This window comes from Leptolyngbya sp. GB1-A1 (genome assembly GCF_039962475.1).
GTDB lineage: Bacteria > Cyanobacteriota > Cyanobacteriia > Elainellales > Elainellaceae > Leptolyngbya_A.
On the sequence record NZ_JAMPLI010000007.1, the window covers coordinates 224,151 to 246,336 of the forward strand.

The following is a 22,186-nucleotide window of genomic DNA, read 5'->3' on the forward strand; positions in this document are numbered from 1 at the left end:
GGGTGTAGAAGCCTTGTTCCCGCGCAGGGGTAGAATGCCTGCACCCTGTTCAACCTCCATAAAGGATTGCTATAGACCCTATCAGGAGACCCCAGACAACCCGACTGTCCCATTTTTTAGATTGTTTAGCATTATCCCATACGGTTGCCAGCAGAGTTCAAGGGACAGCGATTTCAAGAGCAGCCATGAAACCCTGACCTCGCTCTGTTCGTGCTGGTGTTAGTGCTGGACTAATCCTGGGCACAATCGCAGTTAAGTTTCCATTTTGTGTCCTGATTTCATGACTCATTCTGCGTCGGGTAAGCTGCCGTTAATGATTGTGGATGATGAATCCGATAATCTTGATTTGCTGGATCGCACCTTTCGGCGATCGTTTACGGTGTATCGGGCAAATAGTGCGCTAGAAGCCCTTCAACTGCTGGACGAAGCGGGCGAAATGGCGGTGATTATTTCTGATCAGCGAATGCCGCGAATGAACGGCACCGATTTTTTGAGCAAAACAGTCGATCGCTTTCCCGATACGATGCGAATCCTGCTCACAGGCTATAGCGATGTGCAGGATCTGGTTGGAGCTATCAATTGCAGCAAGGTCTTTAAATACATCACCAAGCCCTGGGACCCAGAGGAACTGCGGCAAACGGTGCAGCAGGCGGGCGAAATTTATCAGGTTGTCAAACAAAGAACTGCCGAACTGCATCGTTCCCTGCGACGTGAATCTGCTCTAAATGAGGTCATGTCTGCCATTCGCGAATCGCTGGATTACCGTGCTATTTTGCAGGCGATCGTCCGTACCTTTTATACTACCTTTGCCGTAGATGCCTGTTTGCTGTACCCGGTGGATGCCGTTGAAAGTTCCCCAACGCCTGAAGGTGATCCAGAAGAAAAAGCTGATCTAATGCCGTTTTGTTTTCCACAAACGTTTTCAGACTTTCTCTCAGAAGAATTCTCAGAAACATCCCTGAAATCATTCTCAGTGGCATCGCCTCACGGGCTGTCTTTGAGCGAGGAAACCAGTGGTATCCAGCCAGAGATTCTGTCTTCGGCAGCGGGAAACGTCTACGTGCTCACCGTACCCCTCTGCGATCCTCGCAATGCTCAGGAGCGGCTTGCGGTTCTGCGATTGCTTGGCAAAAATGCCTGGTCAGACGAAGACCTTGATTTAATTGAGACGGTCGCGGCACAGGTCGCCCTAGCCCTCTCTCAGGCAAAGCTTTATCAGCAGCTTCAGGTTCAAACTGAACAGATGCGATCGCAGCTTGCCATTGCCCGGCAGGTGCAGGCGAGTCTACTGCGGCAAACCCTACCGGAACTAGAGCAGGCAAGAGTCCAGGCGGTAACGATTCCGGCGCAGGAGATCGGCGGTGACTTTTTTGAGGTGTACGAGCATCCCGACGGTCATGTATGGATCGCAGTGGGCGATGTTTCTGGCAAAGGTGTTCCGGCAGCCCTGCTAATGGCAAGCGCGATTTCGCTGCTGCGGCGAGAACTGAGCCAAGACATGCTGCCCACGCCGGATGAAGTGCTGCAAAAGTTAAACCACAGCCTGTTTCAAGAGCTAGTTGGCAGCAGTTGCCTGATCACGATCGCGATCGGCTGCTACACCCCAGAAACGGGAGAGTTTGTTTATGCGAATGCGGGTCATGTCTATCCGATCGTCTGGTCTCGATCGCGACAGGAGGAAACTGCACCCACCTATCTCAAAGTACGGAGTGTGCCGCTGGGCATCTTGCCGCTTTGGCAGGCCGAGTCTGGCCGGCAAATGCTCAATCCGGGCGACGTGGTGCTGCTGGTGAGCGATGGCATTACAGAAGCTGAGTTGAGCGACACCGCAATCCAAAGCAGTTCTCCTGGAGCCAGCGATTTTCCTAGTGCTCTGCCGCTGCTGCGGTCAGCCGGACTTTGGGAGATCCTGCGTCAGCGATCGTCTTTTGATCTGGGCGATGTTTTAGCAGAAATTCGCGGTCACTGCCCAGTGCAGGACGACGACCAAACGCTACTTACTCTGGAGGTGCTTTAGCGTATGAGAACCGAGATTCAAGTTCCCAGCGACTTGAGATTTCTAACAATTATTGAGAACTGGCTGCTGAACTCTCTCGCACTGGAGCTTGAGGAACAGGTTGATTGGCAGCGTCACTCTTGTCGGCTGCGGCTGGCTCTGGTCGAAGCTTACTCCAACGTTGTCCGTCATGCTCATCAGGGTCAGCCCGATCTGCCTGTCATGATCAAGGTCGAACTGAAAGCACGAAACCTGCAACTCGAAATTTGGGATCACGGGCAGGGATTTGACCTTTCAACCTATTTGCCGCCAATTCCTCAAGATAAGCAGGAAGGGGGCTACGGCTGGCTGATTCTCAATCGTTTGATGGATCGGGTTGAGTACCAGCTGCGGGTGAACGGGCGCAATTGCCTGAGGCTAGAGACAACGCTGCCAGAACGCGAAGTGATGTCAGTCAACAGCTAAAGTTGCTGACGGTTATTCTGCAAAGCAAGCTCCTTCTTTGAGCAGATACTCAAATCCTGAACGGTCTGCCTATGCTGTGAGAAAATCTGTTTTTCTCTTGCAGAACCAATGAAGCGGGCAATTTTTGTTTTAGGGGCACAGCGCAGCGGCACTTCTGTCACCAGTCATGTACTGTCAGAACTTAGCGTGCAGTTTGGAGACCGCGATCGATTTATTCAGTTTGATCACAATCCGATCTTCTTTGAGTTGCAATGGGTAAACGAACTGAATGATCAGATTGTGAAAGCGATCGGTCATCAGTACATCGATTTCTTTCTGCCGCTCGAAGCTGATTTTATGGCTCCTAAAATCCAGCCGCAGATCCAGGCGATTCAGGCAAACATTCATCGATTGATTCAGAATGAATGGCACGATCAGGTGGTGCGAAGCAGTTTCCCTTTCAAGGCGATCGAAGCAGCAGATTCGCAAGATTTCATCATCGGTATTAAAGATCCAAGAATTTCACTCACGTTTCCCATCTGGGAGCCTGTTTTATTAGCGCGAGGCTATTCAATTCAGGTTGTTCAACCATTTCGATCACCCGTTGGATTTTTACACTCAAATCAGAAGTTATTTCATCAATGGGAAGGTTGGACGATCGATCGACATCTGCATTTTTGGCTTCAGCTTAATTTAGCAGCAGTCTATTTCACACGACGTTATCCGCTTCACCTCCTGAACTATGACCGTTTGATGCAATTTTCGTTAGAAGAAGTTGTCCAGCTTGTCACTGCACTATCACTGAATGCTTCTCTCACTGAGAAAGCAGCAGCTGTGGTTCAAACTGAGCATTATCATCACGGCGATCGATCAAAAGACGTTCAGACGGATATTCCCTGGGTCAATGAGGTTTATTTAAAACTTTGTAACAAAACTATTACAGCCAACGATTACCTGAACTACCGTCAGCAAATGCGATCGATGTCACTTGTCTAAGTTTTGATGGGTGAGAGGAAGTTTGCGTTGCAGCTTCCTAAATCTTCTATAAATGGGGAACTTTGAGCAGTGGAAAGCCTCCAGCATGAGGTTGAAAGGCTAACAAAATTGGGAGGGCAATCCACAGATGATTGTATACGGTAGCCACCCTTGGGAGAACCCTACTCTTCCGAATTTCAAAGTCCCCCAGCATTAGGAACTTGGGGGCAAGGTAGGACTGCTACGACTGATTAATTCTACGAGTGATTAAACAGATCGGTAATAAGCCATTGCCACCCTACAAGATTGCGATCCTGCTAAGAATTGACCCAGTCTACTTTGCCAGATAGCTCTGAGCTTCCTGAGCGACTGCCTGCATCTCGTCCTGAGCAAGCCGCCCCAGTGCAGACCGCGCTTCAGGATGATTGAAACGGCTGAGTGCTTGAGCCACTCGGTAGCGAATTTGCCAGTCTGAATCTGAGATATAGGGTAGAAGTAAGTTAACTGCCCGATCGTCTCCCAATTCCCCAAGCGAACCGATCGCTGCCGTTTTTACCAGTTCATTCTCGGATTGGAGAGCGGTTTGGAGCAGGTCAAACGATTGCGGGTCACCCAGTTCGCCCAGTGCTGCAATCACGCTGAACTGCACCAGCCACTCTGAGGAGCGATGGTAAAGCTGCTGAAGATCATTGAATGCTTCTGTTAGCTTTAATGCACCGATTGAGTCTGCGGCGGCTGCTTGCACATCGGGTTCGGGGTCTTCGGTGAGGGCACGACGTAGAATTTCGAGCGCTGTGGAGGGATTTTGTCGCCCCAAGCTCGAAAGCTGGCTCACTGCCGCATATCGCACTCGTACATTGCGATCGACCACCAGCGGCTGGATCAGGTCAAAGGCGATCGACGGTTCGATCTGGCGAAGTTGATTGACACCGCTCAACCGATGCCCAAAGTCTTCTGAACTTAAAAGTTCCTGAACAGATTCGGGGGTAACGCTCATTTTTTAATCGTCAATTTTGAGTTTTTAGCTATTCTCCCATACCCTGCTGCGCTGCCATAAAGCGCACAATGTCGCCGCGGGTGAGAATGCCAATCAATTTACCGTCGTTGCTGAGTACGGGCAATCGATGAACGCTGCGATCGTGCATGAGCTGAGCTGCCTCGCGCAGGGATTTGTCGGGCTTGATCGTGACAATATCGCGATCGGTCATAACTTCGCCGACCGTTTGCCCCAGGGCTTTGTGCAGTTCGCGCTCGTAGCGGGCAGGATTTTCCAGATAAATGACGCTGTCCAAGATTTTGATATAAGCGGGTGGGGTAGCTCCGGTTTCCTGCCACATCAGGTCAGTTTCAGAAATAACGCCCACCAGACTGCCGCTGTCGTTAACCACAGGCAGACCGCTGATTCGTTTCTCTGCCAGAATTTGAATCGCTTCATTAAGCGGTGTTTCTGGCTTGACCACGATTGGATCTGCGGTCATAACATCTGCAACGGTTGTAACCATAAGCACTTAGCGATGCGGTTCGTAAGGAATTAAAATTGCCTTCATTCTAGAGAATTGCAGCCGAGGCAGAAACAGCCCCCTGGAGGATTTCCCCTCACGATTTAATAACAATTTATGCCAGAGATTCATCGTTGAGATTCACAGAACGATCGCAGCACCGCCACACAGTGGTCGATCGCGCCTAGATGAGCAATCTCATAACCGTGCGTGTTTTGTGTTGGAAAGCTGAGACAGGCAGCACGGGGCACATGACCAAATTTCATCGCGATCGAGCCATCGCTGCCAAACCCGCTCAGAACTGCCATTTGCAGCGAGAGATTCTGGCAATCGGCAGCTTGTAGAAGCTGGGCGTTGAGGGCTTCATCATAAATGCCGTAGCCATCCTGCACCAGCAACACAGGGATTGTGCCGTCTTCGATCGGGTATTCCGCCGAGAGGGGGCAGATTTCGAGAGCAATCAGGGCATCTAAAGACTGTTTTTGGGTGAAATACATTGCACCGATCGCCCCAACTTCTTCTTTGGCAGAAGCCACCAGATACACATCCATTGCAGGCTGCTTGAGCGTCTCCGCCAGGGACAGCAGAATGGCGATCGAGGCTTTGTTGTCCAGTGTGTAGCTGGCGATGTAGTCGTTCAGACGAAAAGGCTGCTTGCGATGTTTTCCGATGACCACTCGCGTTCCTGGTCGCACGCCCGTCTCCGCCAGCTCTGCCGCAGATCGTTTGGTTTCAACCCAGGCAGCTTCCCAAGTCAGGGGCTTATCTTCCTGCAATGCCTTCTGAGGGGACTCGTGCGACACATGACGCGACCCAAAGCTGAGAATGCCGCTCACCGTCGATCGATCGCCCAAAATATCAACCACGCCTTCGCCATAAACCCAGGGATAGGCGCCGCCCAACCTGCGAACGTGCAGCCGCCCGTCTGATTCAATCGATTTCACAATGCCGCCGATCTCGTCTTTATGGGCGGTGATGGCAATCGATCGCTTTGCCTCAGCAGAATCCCCAGTGGAACCTGCTGAAATTTTCGCGATCACATTATCCGCCGCATCGATCCAGGCTTCGATTCCCAGTGCTTCAAACTGCCGCAGTAAATAGTCGTTGATTTCCTGCTCTGCACCGCTGGGAGAGTGGCAGAGGACGAGTTCGGTAATGGTGTCGAAGAGGCGATCGAAGGAGGACATTTTACGAATAGCGGATTCCGGCTTGCTTTAAGCGATCGAGTGCTTGCTGAAGCCGATCGCAGTCTGCAATCAAGCTAATTCGCACATAGCCCTCGCCGCCCGCACCAAAGGCATTGCCCGGAGTGACAACGACGCCCGTCTGCTGAAGCACGGATAGGGCAAAATCAGTGGAGCTGATGCCAGAGGGACAGGGAATCCACAAATACATCGTGGCTTTGGTTTTAGGGATGTTCCAGCCCAGGTCTGCCAAGCCCTGAATCAGGAAATCACGGCGGGTACGGTAGCGCTCCTGAACTTCATGCACATAGTGATCCGGAAGTTGAAGAGCGGTTTCGGCAGCTGCCTGAAGGGCTGCAAAAATGCCGTAGTCCAGATTGGTTTTCAGCGTACGAAGTCCCTGAATCACATGGCGATTGCCCACTACAAAGCCGACTCGCCAGCCTGCCATGTTGTAGGTTTTAGACATGGTGTGAAACTCGACGCTAATATCTTTTGCGCCCGGAATTTCTAAGAGACTGGTCGGCTGGAAACCGTCAAACGCCAGCTCTGCATACGCCTGATCGTGAACCAGCAGAATTTCGTAGCGACGGGCAAAGGCGACAATCTCTTCAAAGAATTCGCGGGGGGCAGTCGCGGTGGTAGGGTTGCTGGGATAGTTGAAAAAGAAAATTTTTGCCTGTTCCGCAACGGCATCGGGAATCTTGGTTAAGTCAATCAGCCAGTCGTTTTCGGCTGACAGAACGATCGGATGAATCTTGCCGCCTGCAATCACCGGACCCCGAAAATGCACCGGGTAAGACGGACTGGGAACCAGGATTAAATCGCCCGGATTGATATAGGCGATCGCCAAATGTCCTAGCCCTTCTTTGGAACCCAGGAGGGGCAGTGCCTCACCGTCCGGGTCGAGTGCCACATTGTAGCGTCGATAGTACCAGTCGGTAATGGCGCGACGAAAGCTTGCCGTGCCTTCAAAGGGCGGATAACCATGGTTTGCCGGATTTTTGAGCGCCTGAACTGCCGCTTCGACGATCGGTTCTGGGGTGGCTCCATCGGGGTTGCCCATGCCCAGATCAATCAAGTCCAGACCTTTTTCGCGGGCGCGGGCTTTCAGTTCGTCCAGTCGAGCAAAGACGTAAGGAGGCAGGGCTTGCAGCCGTTCAGCCGGGGTGATCCAACTCAGCGTCATGGCTTCACCTCGTTTACAGAAGATGCTTCAGAAGGGGAATCGATCGCATCTGCCGCAACCGAATTTCTAAGGTGGCTGATGCTCTGGTTTCGAGCCTCACTGGGAGCCGTTGTAGACACCATCGCCGCCATAAGCTGATCGGGCGTGACAGTAAAAGGCAAACGGTGGATATCTGAACTGGGACGACAGGCAATTTCTGCCGATCGCTGAAGGTCTGCCAGCGTTACGTTAATCAGTCCCAAATCTGCCAGCGTTTGCGGTAGCCCAATTTCACCGTAAAACTTCAAAAGCTGCTGTCTTGACGTGGCTGCCAGGATACTGCCCTGCACCATTTCTTCCAGCCGAAGCTGCACCAGAATGCCAAAGGCGACTTTTTCCCCGTGCAGTGTGCCGTGACTTTGCAAGAGATGCGTCAGCCCGTTGTGAACCGCGTGAGCTGCCACAGTTCGACACTGCGCTCCACCCATGCCGCCAATGACCCCCGCCATCAGCACCGAGGCATCGACCACTTCTCGCCAAACGGCACTCCCCGGCAAGTTCAGAGCCTCGATCGACTTTTGCAGCAGCAAATCTCGCAAGACCCGTGCCTGCTGTACTGCCCCAATAATTAAAGTCTGGTCAGAATGTCTGCTGCTCACCGATGCTTCATACCACTTCGCCAGTGCGTCCCCGATCCCTGCAACCAGGGTGCGGCGCGATGCCGTTTCGACAATCGAGTAGTCCAGAATCAGCAAATTTGGGCAGTGGGGCAAAGGCACATCGTAGAGAAACGCGCCTTCGTCAGAATATACATTTGAGAGCGCAGTCCAGGCAGCGCAGGTTGCCCCGGAGGTCGGAACGGTGACGATCGGCAAATTGCACTGATGCGCCACGAGCTTTGCTGCATCCAATGCTTTACCGCCACCAACCCCCATAATTACTTCTGCCTGATGGTCTGCCGCCGCCTGCCGCAGTGCTGCAATTCCTGCCTCGCTACAATCCCGTCCGTAGGATGCTTCTGCCAGGGCAAGTCCCTGTTCGATTGCGATCGGCTCCAGCAAAGGACGCATTACCGCCAGCGATCGATCGCCGCCAATCACCAGAAAACGCTGACCAAACCGGGCAATCGCACTTCCCATCTGCGCCAGAATTCCTGTGCCTCTGGCAACTTGAGCAGGTGCGATCGTCAACACAGGAAGCGATAAATCAGAATCAGTCATAGAACAGGCAAAAGGTACAAAAATCAGGTAAAAGTCAATCGAAAGTATAGACCACTTTACTACAGGGCAACGGAATCTCGCCTCGGCAAGTTACTGGATAAATCAGCTTGCAGCACTAGATTCAGGCTGCGGTAGCTTTGCCAGATTTTCAGTAAAAACGTGAATTGCCATCTCCTCATCGTCTCGCACTTCGAGCGATCGCCGCACTTCGCCCACAACGAGCAACTGGCTTAATCCTGGCTCTGGATGCACGATCGTCCTTGCCCGAATCAGCAATTTCTCATCGCCCCGGCTGAGCCGTCCGTAGGAATACAAATCATACGCTGCCTGTTTGAGCGTTGCTTCAAGCTGCTCCTCAGTCACGGTGGGTGGTACGGCAATCACCGCCAGCGTCGAACCCGCATCGTACACCGTCGAAAAGCGCACTGCTCCCGGAATCCTTACGCGGGTAAAGGGAACCACCCCTAGCGCAAACAGACCGACTGCCAGCACCAGCGTAAAGCCCGTCACGCCCACCAGACGGAAGCGAATGCCCCACTTCAGCAGAAAAGCCAGCCCCGTCAAACCTGCTAGCACCAGCGCGGCGATCGCAGTCCATTGAGCGTATTGAAGGAAAGCAGAAGTCGTTAGCATGACTCAATAATGATCAAAAGAAAGGAAACAGAAGAACCGAGAACTTATTCTTAAAAATTATTCGTTACTGACAAAGCCCGCAGGCTGAATGTCCTTGGCAAGTTCGATCGCCGCCTTCAGGGTATGCCAGGACAAATTCGCGCATTTAATCCGTACGGGAAACTGTGCTACGCCCTGCATCACGTTTAGCTTGCGAAGCTCCTGCGGAAATTCGGCTTCGCCGCGCATCATTGCCTGGAACCGCTGCACCATTTCTAAAGCCTCAGTGACGGTTTTGCCACGCAGCGCGTCTGCCATGAGATCAACTGATGCCATTGCGATCGCACAGCCTTCGCCCTCAAATTTCACGTCCTCAATGCGATCGCCTGCCTCACTCAGATGCAGGGTTAGCTCGATCGTGTCCCCGCAAGAGGGATTATGACCTTTTTGATAGCGATCGATCGGGTCAGTTTTACCGCGATTCCGGGGCTTTTTGTAGCGTTCCAGAATCACCTGTTGATAAAGATCGCGCAGGTTGTCCAGGGACATAAATCTATTGGCTGTGATGACTCTCCTTTCTCATCGTATCAGCGTTGCGGAGGTTCGGGGAAAAAGGGGAACGAGGGGGTCAGGGGATGAGGGGATGGGGAGGGCAGGGAGAGTTTAGGCGGCGGCGGCTGCTTTTTGATGCTGATGCTGACGAACTAGTTCATACGCAGGTTCATAAATCGCTTCGCGAAATGCTTCAAGGGAATAACCTGCAGTTTGTACGGCATGCTGAACAAGCGGCATATCTTCTGTCTGAAAGTAAATGAGCAGGTCGCGATCGTCGTTCTCGGTCGGTTCTGCCCCAACGACCATAAACTCTACTTCTCCTGTTCTCAGTAACGCCCAGCTCAACTGCCCCTCAGCCTCGTAGCAATTGAGGACTTCAAGCTTCAGCACGTTTTGGTAAAAGTTGATGTTGCGGCTCATTTCCGGCATTCCATGATTACAGCAGATGATTTCAGTCCGATTCTTCAGGCAATCCAGCAGCTTGTTTCCTCCCACCGCTTTATAGTTCAATTGTACTGCTTAAAGTTATCCTTTGCCTACCGGGATATAAAAGGTTAGTCACGGATTGCTTAACACCGATTGCTTAACGAAGCGAATTAGGGCAATTTCCCAATAAAAAATCCCCCAGGTGTGGGGGACTAAGGGGATGAGTACAGCAGAAACACCGCTGCTTACATCGTTTGTTTTACGGGAGTCTAAAAGACCGATAGATTATGCACTCACCAGAAGCTTATCGATTTGCTTTGCCGTCTCAAAGAAATAGGCAGCGTTTTCTTCTGGGGTTTTGGGCAGAATTCCGTGCCCGAGGTTGAGGATATGTCCCCGGTTTCCGGCTTTCTTAATCGTGTCGATAATTCGATCGCGGATAAACGGCTGCGAACCAAACAGAACACAGGGATCGATATTGCCCTGAACGCCCACATTCGGTCCTAACCGCCGCCGGGCATCTGCCATGTCTACTGTCCAATCGACGCTGACAATATCTACACCCGACTGACCCATCAGTTCCAACACGCCTGCGCTGCCGCTGATGTAGAGAATCATAGGCGTATCGGGGTGAGTTGCTTTCACCTGCTGCACAACACGCTGCTGATAAGGAAGGGCAAACTCCTTGTAGTCTTGAGGGCTGAGCTGGCCTGCCCAAGAATCAAACATCTGGACGACTTGTGCGCCGCAGTCGATCTGATAGCAGGCATAAGTGGCGATCGAGTCTGCAATTTTGCCCAGGAAGGAGTGCAGCATTGCAGGCTCCGAGAAAGCCATGCTCTTGATAATGGTGTAGTCCTTAGAGCTTTTGCCTTCGATTGCATAAGCCGCTAGCGTCCAGGGTGCGCCGACAAAGCCCAGCACAGCAGCTTCATTGCCAACTTCCCCACGCAGCGTTTGCAGAATTTGGCGGATAAAGGGCAGCGAAGCGTCGGGGTCGAGCGGAGTGAGTTTGTCGATCTGCTCTTGAGAGCGAATGGGCGGATCGATGATTGGTCCCCGGCTTTCAATGATGTCAAAGGGAATGCCAATTCCGGGGAGCGGAGTCAGAATATCGGAGAACAAAATCACGCCGTCTGGACGGAAAGCACGCCAGGGCTGAAGCGAAATTTCTACCGCAATGTCGGGATTCTCCGATCGCTCCCGAAACGAGGGATACTTGTCGCGCAAATCCCGATAGACTTTCATATAGCGTCCCGCTTGCCGCATCATCCACACGGGCGGACGATTTAACACTTCACCTCGCGCAGCCCGCAGCAAGTAAGGAACTTGTTGTGATCCGGTCATCTCAACTCCACTTTTGTTAAATCGATCGTTCAGCACGTTTGTTAGCTTATCACTCTCAGATCCCTCGCCTGGAGTGGGGACTTGCAGAACCGTTACAAAACGTTAGAGCAGTGAAAATCCTGGAAACAAAACTTTAGCAAAACAAACTTATGCCCGGTTAATTCTGCTCCGGTCTTTCAGATAATTCTGTTTCATGTCTGGGCGAAGCAGGCTGGGCAGGAATTTTTTGGCTGTAGAAGCAGTACAGCACTTGCCCTTCTAGCGTCGTTTTAAACTGCGCGTCAAATTCGATCGCCTTTCGATCGAGAAACTGCTTGGCAAATTCGGCAGATGAATGGGTTTCCATTGCAAAATCAAGCACAGACAGTTCACCGCGATGCTCCTGCACCAGACGGTAAAAAATTCCGTCAAGCTGTCTCTCCCTCGCCTGTTGGGCTTCCTCCTGTTCCTGACTTCGCTGCTGCTGCCACTGCCAAAATCGCCAGCCTATGTAAGCTACGCTACCCAGCATCAGAAAAGGCAACAAAAGCCGGAGCAGCGCGATCGCAAAAGCAAGAACAAATAGCCCCACAACCAGCATGGTCAGGGGTTGAGCAAAAATCCGGCTGGAGCGGCGGCGAGACATAGCGCGTTTGAGGGTGGGTTGTTTTTTGATCCTATCCCGCTTCTTAAGAATCGTCTTGCCTATGATTGTTGCTCATACCCGACGTTCATGCCTTAACGCTCATCACCTTCCCTTATCCCTGGCTCTGCCGCTCTCGAAACTCCACGCGATCAGCACGAATCATAATGTCATAGTGACCAAAGAAATCGTGTCCCAGCAGTCCAAGATCCAGTTCGGGTCCGGCGATCGCCACCAGAACATTTTGAGCCACTGCCCCGCCTACCTCGATCGACTGCACATAGCCCAGCGGAAAAGAAACGCTGCGATCGCTGGCAGTATTGACGACTGCTTCACTGACTGGAACAACGCCCAAAGCATTTGCCATCTGCCGCGTAATCAATGTGCCGCTTGCTCCCGTATCTAGAATCATCTCAAAAGGCTGACTACCATTAAACGTGACGCGAATCACGGGCGTATTGCCTGCTCGCCGCACGATCGGGGCAGAAAAGGCGCGAGGACTGGATGGATTGGCCGCCGCAGGAGGTCGAGCCGGAGTTGCAGTAGCCCGTGTCACCGGACGAGGAGCGGGTGGAGGTGGAGGAGCAGGCAAAACAATGATCGCATCGGGATCTTTCGGCAAATTAGCACGGTTCGCTTGCTGCTGTGCCTGAGCTAGAGCGCGGCGATAGTCCTTCAATTTTTGCTGTGCCTGAGAATATTCTTTGCTGGACTGGGGCACGGTTTTCATCAGATCGATCGCCTGCTGCCAGCGATTTGTCACCAACTGCCAATCGTCTTTTGACTGGGCAGACTGCGCGATGCCAGCGGCACTTTTTGCCCGATCGAGTGCTTGAGCATAGGCTCTAGAGGTTTGACCCGCAGCCGCGGTTGTTGGAGCCACAATGGTTTTTGTCTGAGAATTTGCTGGGGAATTTACTGGAGAGGCTGACACCACAGGCGGCACGGGAGAAAATGCCTGAATCAAACGACGATCGCATCCTGTCAGCAGCACCAGACCCAGGCTCGACAGCAGCAGAGCAGTTCGACCCGAAAAAGCATTCGTCATAGGAAGAGAGACGGCGCAGAAATAAGAAACAAACATCCAGCCCAGGAACAGCAGTTTAGAACAGCCGAAACCCAAACTTTTCTATTAGTTTGCCCTCAAACCCGAATTTGCGACACAGCAATCTGTCCATCAAAGCAAACAGCAACATCTGAATCTGCATCTCGATCGCGCTGGCTGTAGTCCCCAGCGTAATACAGATACTCGCCCTCTTGCCGATAGCTTGTGGGCAAAGGCTGGGTGCAGAGCGGACAAAAGACGATTTCCGGCTCAGGCATTCCCGCTTCCAGATGGGGCAGATTGACATTCCAGAACGTGCCGAGTTCGAGCGGCAGCGACATCAGCTTTTCCAGGACGCGCACGGTGAGCCGCTCTGCCAACGCCCAATCGATCGCCCGTCTGCGGTGAATGTAGTGAGAAATCGCAATTCCCGGAATCCGGTGAAACGCTGCCTCGCGGACTGCCGCAACGGTTCCAGAGATATATACATCTGCCCCCAAATTGCCCCCGGCATTGATCCCTGAAATCACCCAGTCCACAGGAGAAAAGAGCTGCGTCACCGCAATCCGGGTGCAGTCTGCCGGAGTTCCTTCGATCGCAATTTCCCGATCTGGTTGCTCCGCAGTTTCTCCAGGAGGGAATCGTCGCTCGACGTGAATGCCGCGATGGGTTGTCACCTGATGCCCGCAGCCAGAATGGGGCAACTTGGGCGCAACGACGATCGCTTGTTGGCTTGCAGCCTCACTCACCGCCCGTTTCAGCGATCGAATTCCGGGCGCGTCGATGCCGTCGTCGTTAGTAAGAACGATCGTCATGCGGGTAACTGGTTATGCAGGTAGCAGGTCATGCAGGTAACTGACAAAGGACACGCCGCATTTGCCGCATATTGTTGGGCAAATCTAGCTTGATCGCTTCCTGAATGAACTGGGTCGGAATCGGGATCATCGGCGTTGCCTGTACTGAGTAGGTGAGCAGTGTACCTTGATAAAAATCATGCAGCTTCAGGGTTGCGCTAAAGTCGTTAAAGCTGCCTTGCTCTAGCTGAAACTGAATTTGCTGCCAGGTTGTCTGCGCCGTTTCAAACACTTTAAGATAAATTTCGACCTGGGCTGCGAACAGGAAAAACGCTTTGCGGGCAACCTGATACAGTCGTTTATCCTGCCGGGAACTGCTGACGCTCAGAACTTCGCTACGCGTCATATCAGGGAAATACTGCACCCAGCGCGGATAGTCTGTAATTTGCTGCCATGCCAGCGATCGATCGATGGGCAAATAGATTTGCGTGGTAACGGCTCCGCCCCAAAGCGAGTGCGATCGAGTTTGCAGCAGCACCTCACCATTGAGCAGCCTGTCCTGATTGCGACGGGAATCAATCCCCAGCGTGTCTGAATCGTTGAACTGCACCGGATCGATCAAGGCAGATGCCAGCATACTTCCCATACATTTCTCCTCACTGCTCTCCTCACTGCACGATCTGCCAGACTCAAGCGGCTTATTCACGAAACCCTTTCTTGCTATCAGGCTGACCTACAGTCCGTTGTAGTCGCTGTCAACTGAAGATACAACCGCCAATCGGGTGAGCAATTGTAAAATTCTCGCAAACTTTCTGCCGCTAACACAGCAATTCTATCGGGGGATCGCCTTTTAGTTTCGATCGCCGCTGGGCAAATTGTCTGCCTGTCCTGCTCAATCTCTACACCCCCATGTCAAAATAGGTTGCGTCAATTCCCGTCTATTTCCTGTTTGCAGGAGGCATGGTGTGAGGCATTCCCCCAATCTGGGCGTTACGATCTTTCTGTATATTGCTGGAATCTTGCTGGTCATGATGGCGATCGTGCTCATGCTGCAAGCCTTTAATGTCCGAGTACCAGAGCCTGCAATCTGGGCAGTGGTGCTGCTGTCGATTGGTGCAGGCATTCTGGCAGGCATTCGCAATCGGTAGAACCCTCCTCTAGTGTTCCCTGCCAAAAATTGCCTAATGATGCCTGTTAGCCTTCCGCGACTTAGAGCCAAAGCCCAAGAAATGTCCCAATAATGCCCCATGCTGAAATCCCTGCGTCCCGAGACCACCATTTTTCTTGCCTGTCTTTTGCTCACCGTTTTCATTTGGGTATTGCGCGGTCTAGGCATTCTCACTTTCGTTCCAGGTAGCCTGATCTGGTTCCTTATCCTTGCCACCGTCGGCACAGCGATCGTCAACGGCTTACTGAGCACCCGCCGCTAACCCCCTCATCTCCTCACCTACTGCTTTACCCCTCTATCTCTCTACCCCTCTACCCCTCCGCCTTCATGTTCATCCTTACCCTCGCCGAAATTGCCCAATTCCGATCGCAGCTTGCCGCAGACCCGATTGCCCTGCGTACTCTGGACATGATCGAAGACTGCGACGGCGATCTCGAAGATGCTGCGATTACACTGGCACTCCAGGTTGGACAGGAGCCGAATCGATCGGATCAGTGGCTGGATGGATTGGCGAAGCGGTGGCGCGTGTTTATCTGCCAATCGGACGCAAAACCTTCGCTTGCCAAGGGGTCAGTGGTTGAACTGGTACGGGCACTCTCGGTCGAAACGACGCTACCCTCGGCTTTAGCAACGCCGATCGCAATTTATGTGGTGAAGACGGGGATTGAAGCGTTTTGTAAGCCGTTGGAGGAGAAGTTATAGGGGGATGGGAGCGGGAGGAAGTGGGAAGTGGGGAGGCGAGGAGATGGGGAGATAAGGGGATGAGCAGGTGATATGGAGCATTGGCAATCACGGTAGTTCTGGAATGGTTTGAGTCGGAGGCGATCGATGAGTTTATCTTTAGACGATCAGATTCGCGTTCATGTATTTGTGGCGGGCAAAGTGCAGGGGGTGGGGTATCGGGCTTCAACCTGGGACATGGCGCAACTGCTAAAGCTGAATGGCTGGGTGCGAAATTTGCGCGATGGGCGAGTCGAGGCAGTGTTTGAAGGGGCAGCCTATCAGGTTGAGGAAATGCTGCGCTGGTGTCATCAGGGTCCCCCTGCGGCGATCGTGAAGGAAGTGACGGTAAACCACGAACCATTCGAAGGGTTGAAGCAGTTTGAAGTCATGCGCTCGGCTTAGAAGATGAACAGAACGCGCTGAAGAACTTAACCAGCTCAACGATCGTCTACTAATTCGCAGCGAAGCCAAACGACGGCGATAGAATGGGTGGAACGCTGACGCCCCCGTTTTATTGCAGCAGATATGGGTACACTCTGCCTGACTCCCTTGTTTTCCTCCCCATTCCTTTTCTCGCCTGAATCCTATGGATGCCAACCAAAACAATCCGGCTCAAGCTCGCCAGACGCGACAGCAGTTTGTCAACCCGGAAGATTATTTGTCCTATGAGCTGGGCAAAGCGGTACGAGAACTGCCGCCGCTCTATACTCGTCTGCTGGCAGGAACGCTAACGGCACTCGTTTTGGGAGCTTTGGGCTGGGCATACTTTAGCAAAGTAGACGAAGTAGCAGTGACTCAGGGCGAACTGATTCCGGCTGCTCAAGTGCGACCCGTACGGGCACTGGAAGGTGGCGTAATTCGAGAAATTAAGGTCAAAGAGGGCGATGAAATTAAAAAGGGTGATGTGCTGATTGAGCAAGACCTCACCCTGTCAGAATCTGAAGTGACGCGACTGGCTCAGGCAGCAAACTTGATTAAGCAAGACATTGCCCGTCTGGAAGCCGAGCGATCGGGCAAAATGGATGCGGGCAGCAATCTACAAAATCAGCTCCTCGAAGCCCGGCTGCGCGAGTTTGATAGCCGCCAAGCAACCGCCGCCACCGAAGTTCAGAGACAGGCTGCTGCGATCGAAGAAGCCCGCACCCAGCTTGCTAAACTGCAAGAAAATTTGGTAAATGCTCGCACCCAGCTCACCAATGCCCAGGAGCGAGAATCCAGCCTGCGCGGATTAATTGACGGCGCGATTCCCCGCTTTGATTATCTGGAGGCAAAGGATCGGCTCACTGAAGCTCAAGATCGGGTCTCCACACTGCAACAAGAAATCGCAGGGCAACAGCAAGCAATTCGCCAGGCAGAGCAAGCATATCAGGGCGCACAACAAGCCCGTCAGCAGCTCGGCTCCCAGCGGCAGAGCGAGATTCTCACCCAGCTCAACCAACGGCGTGAAGAACTCTCAAACGTGGAAGGTCAACTCAAGCAGGCACAGCTCCGCAGCGAGGGGCAAGTAATTACCGCTCCCATTGCCGGCAAGATCTATAACATTCAGACGAGTGTGGCAGAGCGATCGGTTGAACCTGGGGAGGAACTCCTGTCCATTTTGCCGGAAGGTCAAAACTTGGTGCTGGAAGTCAAAGTCCTGAACCGTGACATTGGTTTTATCCATGAGGGAATGCGGGCAAAAGTAAAGCTAGCAACCTTTCCGTTTCAGGAATTCGGTGTGATCGATGGAGAAGTGCTGCAAATTAGCCCCAACGCCACGCTGGATAGGGACTTAGGCTTGGTTTACTCAGCGCGGGTCAAGCTTAACCAAGTAGCGATGCAAGTGCAGGGTCGCGAGGTTCCGTTTGCGCCCGGTATGGCGGCAACCGCAGAACTTGTGACTCGCCAGCGATCGGTGTTGACCTTCCTGCTAGAGCCGATTACTCGCCGCTTTAGTGAGGCATTCTCAACGCGCTAGGCAAGCTACTTTATCAAAAGTTATGTCTCTGCCTTAAAGAAAGCCTCAGACTTGCCCAGCATTTCGATCGCCTGGTCTGCATCGATCAACCGTTTCAGCACTACCTGACCGATCGATCGCGCTTCGGGCTTGCTGCTGTCAGAGTCGATCCGCTTAACTTCGACCATGATTACCTCATCCTCAACTCGATAGAGCCACAGCTTTTCGCTGTTTTCGATGATGCAAAGATTGGTTTGCTGAATTTCTGGCTTACGCCGCCAGGCTGCTTCATTCCATAGACCTCCAAATTCCCACACGCGCCCGATCGTCCATCCTTCTGAAAGAAAAAAGTATTTCACGGCGTTTCACAGTGTTGCTGCAAGCTGAGTCATTGCTCATTTTGCCACCTCTGGCTAGGAGCGGCATTGGCATTGGCAAAAGTTTCTATCCTTTTTACTCAAGGCAAAGCTTTTATAGCCACGATCGCGGCAGGGAAGAATGCGATCGATCAAAATAAACGACAAAGGAAGTAGCCCTAGTCTTTCACCCCCAATCTCAAAATCTCCCCGCAGCTTCAACCAAAAATATCAAGCTGTTCACTCGGCTCAGCCACCGTTCGATAGTGACCATTGCGCTCCTGCGCCTTTCGGTCTGCTTTGGGCAGTGTTCCCTGCCGTAGACCCACCGCAATCCGGGAATGCTTCTCGATCTGCGTCATCACCTGACGGGCACGATCGATCACCGAGGCAGGCAGTCCGGCGAGTCGTCCGGCTTCGATGCCATAGGAGCGATCGGCTCCACCAGGACGTACTTGATGCAGGAAGATGATTTGATCCGGCAGCTCCTTCACCGTCACCTGATAGTTGGCAACGTTCGGCAGAATTGAGGCAAGCTCATTGAGCTCGTGATAGTGGGTGGCAAAAATTGTGCGGGCGCGAAGCTCGCTGGCTAAGTGTTCCGCCACTGCCCAGGCGATCGACAGTCCATCAAATGTCGCCGTTCCCCGGCCGATTTCATCCAGCAGCACCAGCGAATGCGCCGTGGCATGATTGAGAATATTTGCCGTTTCGTTCATTTCCACCATAAAGGTCGATTGTCCGGTTGCCAGGTCATCGACTGCACCCACACGGGTAAAGATGCGATCGCATACGCCCAGCGTCGCCCCATTTGCCGGAACAAAGCTTCCTACCTGTGCCAAAAGCTGAATCAGCCCCACCTGTCGCAAATAGCAGCTCTTGCCGCTCGCGTTTGGGCCTGTCAGCACAATCAGATCTGGCGCAGTTTCGCCTTTTCCGCCTCCCATTTCCGTCGAATTCGGCACAAAGAATCCTGCCGGAAGCGATTGCTCGACCACCGGATGCCGACCGGCTGCGATCGTCAATTCACGAGTGGGCACGATCTGGGGACGCACATAGCCGCGAAACGCCGCAATTTCTGCCAGAGAACAAAGGGCATCGATCGCCGCAATTGCCTGCGCCACCTGCCGAATTGGAGCTGCCTGATCGCTGACAGTCGATCGGAGTTTGACAAACAGGTCGTATTCCAACTTGTTTGCCTGATCCTTCGCAATTTGCAGCGCGGTTTCTTTGTCCTTTAGCTCCAGCGTGATGTAGCGTTCCTCATTGGTCAACGTTTGCTTGCGCGTGTAGCCCTCCGGCACTTTTTCGCCTGCTTTTGCCTTGGAGATGCTGATGTAATAGCCAAAGGTTTTGTTGAAGCTCACCTTCAGCGTCGGAATTCCAGTGCGTTCTCGCTCGATCGTCTCCAGTTCCGCGATCCATTTCTGATCGGTGTCGATTTGCTGCCGCAGGCGATCGAGGTCTTCGTTGACGCCATCGCGAATGAGCTGACCGTCCTGCAAGTGGATTGGCGGATTTTCCTTCAGGTGTGCTTTCAGCTTGCCGCCTAACTCCTGCAAAATATCGGGCACGGTTTGCAGCGCAACCAGATAAGGAGACTTTGCCGACTTCACAAGGCTTGCCAGATCGGGAAGACGATCGAGCGAATCTGCCAGTGCCATCAGATCCCGCGCATTTGCCGTTCCTGATCCGGCGCGTCCGGTCAAGCGTTCCAGGTCATAAATCTGCTTGAGTAGATGCTGAAGCGACTGCCGCAGCGATCCGTCTTCGATCAGTTCCTGAATTGTGTCCTGTCGCGCCTCGATCGCCCCAATGTCTAGCAGCGGCTGAAGCAGCCAGCGACGCAGTGCCCGACTTCCCATTGCCGTGACCGTTTTATCGATCGCCCACAGCAGCGACCCGTGAAAGGTTCCGTCCCGCACGGTTTGAGTAATTTCTAGATTGCGCCGAGTCTGATGATCGATCGTCAAAAATTCCGTGATCGTATAAGTGCAGAGCGGCTGAAGCAGAACTTTTTGCGCCGGAGCTTCGCCAAACTTGCGCTCAGAAGTGTCTTCCAAATATTCCAATAATCCGCCTGCTGCCCGAACTGCGAGTGCCAGATGCTCACAGCCCATGCCTTCCAGCGATCGAACCCGGAACCGTTCCAGAATCCGCTGGCGAGCTTCGGTCAGGGTAAAAGGCGTTTGGGGGCGCAGCGTGTAGCAAAACTGAGGCGGTAGACATTCTGGCAAATGAGAAGATTTTTCGCCTGGTCGCAGCAGTTCGCCTAGATCCGGCGCGTTGGTGGGAACCAGCACTTCTGAGGGCTGAAGCCGCATGAGTTCCTGAGTGAGCTGTTCGAGTTCGCTTGCCTGCGTCGTCAAAAATTCACCGGTTGAGATATCAGCGATCGCTAACCCCCAGTGATTTCCGGCAATCACCACTGCTGCCAGAAAGTTATTGCGCCGCGCGTTTAGCATTCCTTCTTCCAGAACAGTGCCCGGCGTAATCACGCGGGTGACTTCCCGCTGCACTAATCGCCCCTGCGCTTCTTCGGCATCCTCGGTTTGGTCACACACTGCTACTGCATAGCCCCGCTCGACAAGTAAGGCACAGTAGCGATCGAGCGCATGATGGGGAATACCTGCCAAAGGAACTTTACCAATTTTTTGCCCCGCATCTTTTGCAGTCAGCAAGAGTTCCAGTTCGCGGGCAACAACGATCGCATCCTGAAAAAACGTCTCAAAAAAATCGCCCACCCGATACAGCAGCAGCGCGTGTGGATACTGATCCTTCATCTCGACATAGTGCCGAATCATCGGAGTCAGATCATTCCGATTCACTGCCCGATGGTTGGCGTAGCGCACGGCATACTTAATCAGGCGATCGGGAATATCTTTGGTGAGTTCTGAGAAATCGGGAGATGCAGAGTCCGTCATGGAAGGAGGATAGGCGACACGATGATCATTAGACCATAGACGCTCCAGCCTGGAAAATGCCTATTTTGGGCACGTTAAAAGACTAGAACGCCTGATCTAACCGATCACTCTCCATCCTAAAAGGGATGCCAGAAAACTGCATCTATCCGGTTTTAATTTTGTGATCAGTTCTAATTTTGTGAGTGAGATTTGTCCTCATCCCTAGTAGTTCACCAAATAAACTTTGCCTAGTTAGCATGCTTTAATTTAGGATAGAGATGCCCTAACCGAATGCGCGCACCTGCACTGGAAAATCTCCAATTGACCCTGGCTTTTCGAGCATTGCGTTCAATCTGCCAAGCCTTGACTTCCTCAGCGAGTTTCTCTCGAGTGGGGATACGCCGCTTGAGACACTGCCGAGATAAGACTGAAAACTCAATTTCAACTTGATTCAGCCAACTGGCATGGTTAGGCGTGTAATGAAATTCCAACTTCTTGAGGATACGATTAGCTTCTTCAGGCTCAAACGTCTCATACAATGCTGCAGGATGATGGATGTTGAGATTGTCTACAACGAGACGGATACAATCGGCATCAGGACGGTAAACATCCACCAGAGTCTTCATTTGCTGGGCAAAGTCAACTTTGGTGCGCTGCTGCGTGACGTCCATCAATCGTTCTCCGACCAACGGTTCAAAGAAGGCAAATAGATTGACGACGCCATTGCGCTTGTACTCATAATCGTACCGTTCTAGTTGACCGGATTGTGCAGGGATGGGGACACGGACTTCTGCAATCAAAGGACAAGGACGCTCATCAAAGCAAATCACCGGACGCTTAAGGTCATAAGCTTCCCCGTACAAGTCCAATAAGTTCTCCATTCGCCACACATACTTCGCATCGACTTCAGGAATACACCACTGCTCTTTCAGCCACGGTTTAACGTCGTTTTTTTAGGGTCTGCCGCACTGTTTCATCCGAAATCGACTCCACCACTTGCAGTTCGACCAATCGATTAGCTAACAATTGCATCGTCCACTCAGCGCGACCATCGGGTGCATTCGAGCAAGCCGTCGCAATCAACAGGGCTTCCGCTTTGGCATCAAGTTTGCGAGGCTTAGGGGGATGGGGGCGATCATTCAGGGCTTCTTCTAGCGTCGCTGAGTGGACAAACTTCTCACGAGCTCGCTCTACTGTCGAAAGATTCACGCCT

At 52.6% G+C, this 22,186-nt stretch carries 25 protein-coding genes; 8 read left to right on the forward strand and 17 right to left on the reverse strand.

The window, feature by feature from the left end:
• The first annotated feature begins 280 nt into the window (after positions 1 to 280).
• From NDI45_RS10480 to NDI45_RS10490, 3 genes are all read left to right on the forward strand, one after another.
• Positions 281 to 2,017, forward strand: a complete 1,737-nt coding sequence (locus tag NDI45_RS10480) for a SpoIIE family protein phosphatase (protein ID WP_348247269.1) — start codon at positions 281 to 283, stop codon at positions 2,015 to 2,017.
• Positions 2,018 to 2,020: 3 nt separating this feature from the next.
• Entirely contained in the window at positions 2,021 to 2,461 is a 441-nt protein-coding gene (locus tag NDI45_RS10485) for an anti-sigma regulatory factor (RefSeq protein ID WP_348247270.1), read from the forward strand.
• A 108-nt stretch (positions 2,462 to 2,569) separates the two neighbouring features.
• Positions 2,570 to 3,436, forward strand: coding sequence for a hypothetical protein (locus tag NDI45_RS10490; protein WP_348247271.1), 867 nt, complete (start codon positions 2,570 to 2,572; stop codon positions 3,434 to 3,436).
• Between the two features lie 313 nt (positions 3,437 to 3,749).
• Here the strand turns inward: NDI45_RS10490 and nblB are convergent, their stop codons facing one another.
• From nblB to NDI45_RS10555, 13 genes are all read right to left on the reverse strand, one after another.
• On the reverse strand, positions 3,750 to 4,412 hold the full coding sequence (gene nblB, locus NDI45_RS10495; RefSeq protein WP_190792539.1) for a phycobilisome degradation protein NblB: 663 nt from the start codon (positions 4,410 to 4,412) through the stop codon (positions 3,750 to 3,752).
• Positions 4,413 to 4,440: 28 nt separating this feature from the next.
• Positions 4,441 to 4,917, reverse strand: a complete 477-nt coding sequence (locus NDI45_RS10500; RefSeq protein WP_190792538.1) for a CBS domain-containing protein — start codon at positions 4,915 to 4,917, stop codon at positions 4,441 to 4,443.
• 125 nt (positions 4,918 to 5,042) lie between these two features.
• Positions 5,043 to 6,101, reverse strand: coding sequence for a M42 family peptidase (locus NDI45_RS10505; RefSeq protein WP_348247272.1), 1,059 nt, complete (start codon positions 6,099 to 6,101; stop codon positions 5,043 to 5,045).
• Between the two features lies 1 nt (position 6,102).
• The gene (locus tag NDI45_RS10510) at positions 6,103 to 7,287 is read right to left on the reverse strand and encodes an aspartate aminotransferase (RefSeq protein ID WP_190792536.1); all 1,185 of its coding nucleotides are present in this window, start codon (positions 7,285 to 7,287) and stop codon (positions 6,103 to 6,105) included.
• Positions 7,284 to 8,486, reverse strand: coding sequence for an iron-containing alcohol dehydrogenase family protein (locus NDI45_RS10515; protein WP_348247273.1), 1,203 nt, complete (start codon positions 8,484 to 8,486; stop codon positions 7,284 to 7,286). The genes NDI45_RS10510 and NDI45_RS10515 overlap by 4 nt, the downstream gene beginning before the upstream one ends.
• Before the next feature lie 102 nt (positions 8,487 to 8,588).
• Positions 8,589 to 9,119, reverse strand: coding sequence for a Ycf51 family protein (locus NDI45_RS10520; RefSeq protein ID WP_190792534.1), 531 nt, complete (start codon positions 9,117 to 9,119; stop codon positions 8,589 to 8,591).
• A gap of 57 nt (positions 9,120 to 9,176) precedes the next feature.
• The gene (gene sufU / locus NDI45_RS10525) at positions 9,177 to 9,647 is read right to left on the reverse strand and encodes a Fe-S cluster assembly sulfur transfer protein SufU (RefSeq protein ID WP_190792533.1); all 471 of its coding nucleotides are present in this window, start codon (positions 9,645 to 9,647) and stop codon (positions 9,177 to 9,179) included.
• A gap of 114 nt (positions 9,648 to 9,761) precedes the next feature.
• Entirely contained in the window at positions 9,762 to 10,163 is a 402-nt protein-coding gene (locus NDI45_RS10530; RefSeq protein WP_348247274.1) for a hypothetical protein, read from the reverse strand.
• A gap of 201 nt (positions 10,164 to 10,364) precedes the next feature.
• A complete protein-coding gene (hemE, locus tag NDI45_RS10535; RefSeq protein WP_190792531.1) occupies positions 10,365 to 11,426 on the reverse strand; it encodes a uroporphyrinogen decarboxylase in 1,062 nt (353 codons plus the stop codon).
• Positions 11,427 to 11,583: 157 nt separating this feature from the next.
• Positions 11,584 to 12,051, reverse strand: a complete 468-nt coding sequence (locus NDI45_RS10540) for a hypothetical protein (RefSeq protein ID WP_348247275.1) — start codon at positions 12,049 to 12,051, stop codon at positions 11,584 to 11,586.
• A gap of 112 nt (positions 12,052 to 12,163) precedes the next feature.
• Positions 12,164 to 13,096, reverse strand: coding sequence for a retropepsin-like aspartic protease (locus NDI45_RS10545; RefSeq protein WP_348247276.1), 933 nt, complete (start codon positions 13,094 to 13,096; stop codon positions 12,164 to 12,166).
• Positions 13,097 to 13,191: 95 nt separating this feature from the next.
• Positions 13,192 to 13,908, reverse strand: a complete 717-nt coding sequence (gene surE, locus NDI45_RS10550; RefSeq protein WP_190792724.1) for a 5'/3'-nucleotidase SurE — start codon at positions 13,906 to 13,908, stop codon at positions 13,192 to 13,194.
• Positions 13,909 to 13,936: 28 nt separating this feature from the next.
• The gene (locus NDI45_RS10555) at positions 13,937 to 14,533 is read right to left on the reverse strand and encodes an SRPBCC family protein (RefSeq protein ID WP_242067416.1); all 597 of its coding nucleotides are present in this window, start codon (positions 14,531 to 14,533) and stop codon (positions 13,937 to 13,939) included.
• A 319-nt stretch (positions 14,534 to 14,852) separates the two neighbouring features.
• Between NDI45_RS10555 and NDI45_RS10560 the strand changes: the two genes are divergently transcribed.
• The 5 genes from NDI45_RS10560 (at position 14,853) to NDI45_RS10580 (ending at position 17,735) form a co-directional block, all read left to right on the forward strand.
• Entirely contained in the window at positions 14,853 to 15,035 is a 183-nt protein-coding gene (locus NDI45_RS10560; protein WP_190792723.1) for a hypothetical protein, read from the forward strand.
• Positions 15,036 to 15,134: 99 nt separating this feature from the next.
• Positions 15,135 to 15,317, forward strand: a complete 183-nt coding sequence (locus NDI45_RS10565) for a hypothetical protein (RefSeq protein ID WP_190792722.1) — start codon at positions 15,135 to 15,137, stop codon at positions 15,315 to 15,317.
• A gap of 65 nt (positions 15,318 to 15,382) precedes the next feature.
• On the forward strand, positions 15,383 to 15,757 hold the full coding sequence (locus NDI45_RS10570; protein ID WP_190792721.1) for a hypothetical protein: 375 nt from the start codon (positions 15,383 to 15,385) through the stop codon (positions 15,755 to 15,757).
• Positions 15,758 to 15,883: 126 nt separating this feature from the next.
• Entirely contained in the window at positions 15,884 to 16,180 is a 297-nt protein-coding gene (locus NDI45_RS10575; protein ID WP_190792720.1) for an acylphosphatase, read from the forward strand.
• A 184-nt stretch (positions 16,181 to 16,364) separates the two neighbouring features.
• On the forward strand, positions 16,365 to 17,735 hold the full coding sequence (locus tag NDI45_RS10580; protein ID WP_190792719.1) for an HlyD family type I secretion periplasmic adaptor subunit: 1,371 nt from the start codon (positions 16,365 to 16,367) through the stop codon (positions 17,733 to 17,735).
• Between the two features lie 20 nt (positions 17,736 to 17,755).
• Here the strand turns inward: NDI45_RS10580 and NDI45_RS10585 are convergent, their stop codons facing one another.
• From NDI45_RS10585 to NDI45_RS10600, 4 genes are all read right to left on the reverse strand, one after another.
• Complete coding sequence (locus tag NDI45_RS10585; protein ID WP_190792718.1) at positions 17,756 to 18,073, reverse strand: hypothetical protein; 318 nt, start codon at positions 18,071 to 18,073, stop codon at positions 17,756 to 17,758.
• Positions 18,074 to 18,288: 215 nt separating this feature from the next.
• On the reverse strand, positions 18,289 to 20,994 hold the full coding sequence (gene mutS / locus NDI45_RS10590; protein ID WP_190792717.1) for a DNA mismatch repair protein MutS: 2,706 nt from the start codon (positions 20,992 to 20,994) through the stop codon (positions 18,289 to 18,291).
• A 227-nt stretch (positions 20,995 to 21,221) separates the two neighbouring features.
• Positions 21,222 to 21,905 (reverse strand): IS630 family transposase, encoded by a 684-nt coding sequence (locus NDI45_RS10595; protein WP_348247285.1) that lies wholly within the window; start codon positions 21,903 to 21,905, stop codon positions 21,222 to 21,224.
• 7 nt (positions 21,906 to 21,912) lie between these two features.
• On the reverse strand, positions 21,913 to 22,186 hold a 274-nt coding region (locus NDI45_RS10600; RefSeq protein ID WP_348247277.1), incomplete at its 5' end, for a helix-turn-helix domain-containing protein.

Coding starts and splice junctions, on each gene's coding strand:
- NDI45_RS10480 (WP_348247269.1), top strand. CDS start 281: ATGACTCATTCTGCGTCGGGTAAGCTGCCGTTAATGATTGTGGATGAT.
- NDI45_RS10570 (WP_190792721.1), top strand. CDS start 15,383: ATGTTCATCCTTACCCTCGCCGAAATTGCCCAATTCCGATCGCAGCTT.
- surE (WP_190792724.1), bottom strand. CDS start 13,908: ATGACGATCGTTCTTACTAACGACGACGGCATCGACGCGCCCGGAATT.
- NDI45_RS10500 (WP_190792538.1), bottom strand. CDS start 4,917: ATGGTTACAACCGTTGCAGATGTTATGACCGCAGATCCAATCGTGGTC.
- sufU (WP_190792533.1), bottom strand. CDS start 9,647: ATGTCCCTGGACAACCTGCGCGATCTTTATCAACAGGTGATTCTGGAA.
- nblB (WP_190792539.1), bottom strand. CDS start 4,412: ATGAGCGTTACCCCCGAATCTGTTCAGGAACTTTTAAGTTCAGAAGAC.
- mutS (WP_190792717.1), bottom strand. CDS start 20,994: ATGACGGACTCTGCATCTCCCGATTTCTCAGAACTCACCAAAGATATT.
- NDI45_RS10575 (WP_190792720.1), top strand. CDS start 15,884: ATGAGTTTATCTTTAGACGATCAGATTCGCGTTCATGTATTTGTGGCG.
- NDI45_RS10505 (WP_348247272.1), bottom strand. CDS start 6,101: ATGTCCTCCTTCGATCGCCTCTTCGACACCATTACCGAACTCGTCCTC.
- NDI45_RS10490 (WP_348247271.1), top strand. CDS start 2,570: ATGAAGCGGGCAATTTTTGTTTTAGGGGCACAGCGCAGCGGCACTTCT.
- hemE (WP_190792531.1), bottom strand. CDS start 11,426: ATGACCGGATCACAACAAGTTCCTTACTTGCTGCGGGCTGCGCGAGGT.
- NDI45_RS10485 (WP_348247270.1), top strand. CDS start 2,021: ATGAGAACCGAGATTCAAGTTCCCAGCGACTTGAGATTTCTAACAATT.
- NDI45_RS10515 (WP_348247273.1), bottom strand. CDS start 8,486: ATGACTGATTCTGATTTATCGCTTCCTGTGTTGACGATCGCACCTGCT.
- NDI45_RS10510 (WP_190792536.1), bottom strand. CDS start 7,287: ATGACGCTGAGTTGGATCACCCCGGCTGAACGGCTGCAAGCCCTGCCT.
- NDI45_RS10520 (WP_190792534.1), bottom strand. CDS start 9,119: ATGCTAACGACTTCTGCTTTCCTTCAATACGCTCAATGGACTGCGATC.
- NDI45_RS10540 (WP_348247275.1), bottom strand. CDS start 12,051: ATGTCTCGCCGCCGCTCCAGCCGGATTTTTGCTCAACCCCTGACCATG.
- NDI45_RS10565 (WP_190792722.1), top strand. CDS start 15,135: ATGCTGAAATCCCTGCGTCCCGAGACCACCATTTTTCTTGCCTGTCTT.
- NDI45_RS10555 (WP_242067416.1), bottom strand. CDS start 14,533: ATGGGAAGTATGCTGGCATCTGCCTTGATCGATCCGGTGCAGTTCAAC.
- NDI45_RS10545 (WP_348247276.1), bottom strand. CDS start 13,096: ATGACGAATGCTTTTTCGGGTCGAACTGCTCTGCTGCTGTCGAGCCTG.
- NDI45_RS10580 (WP_190792719.1), top strand. CDS start 16,365: ATGGATGCCAACCAAAACAATCCGGCTCAAGCTCGCCAGACGCGACAG.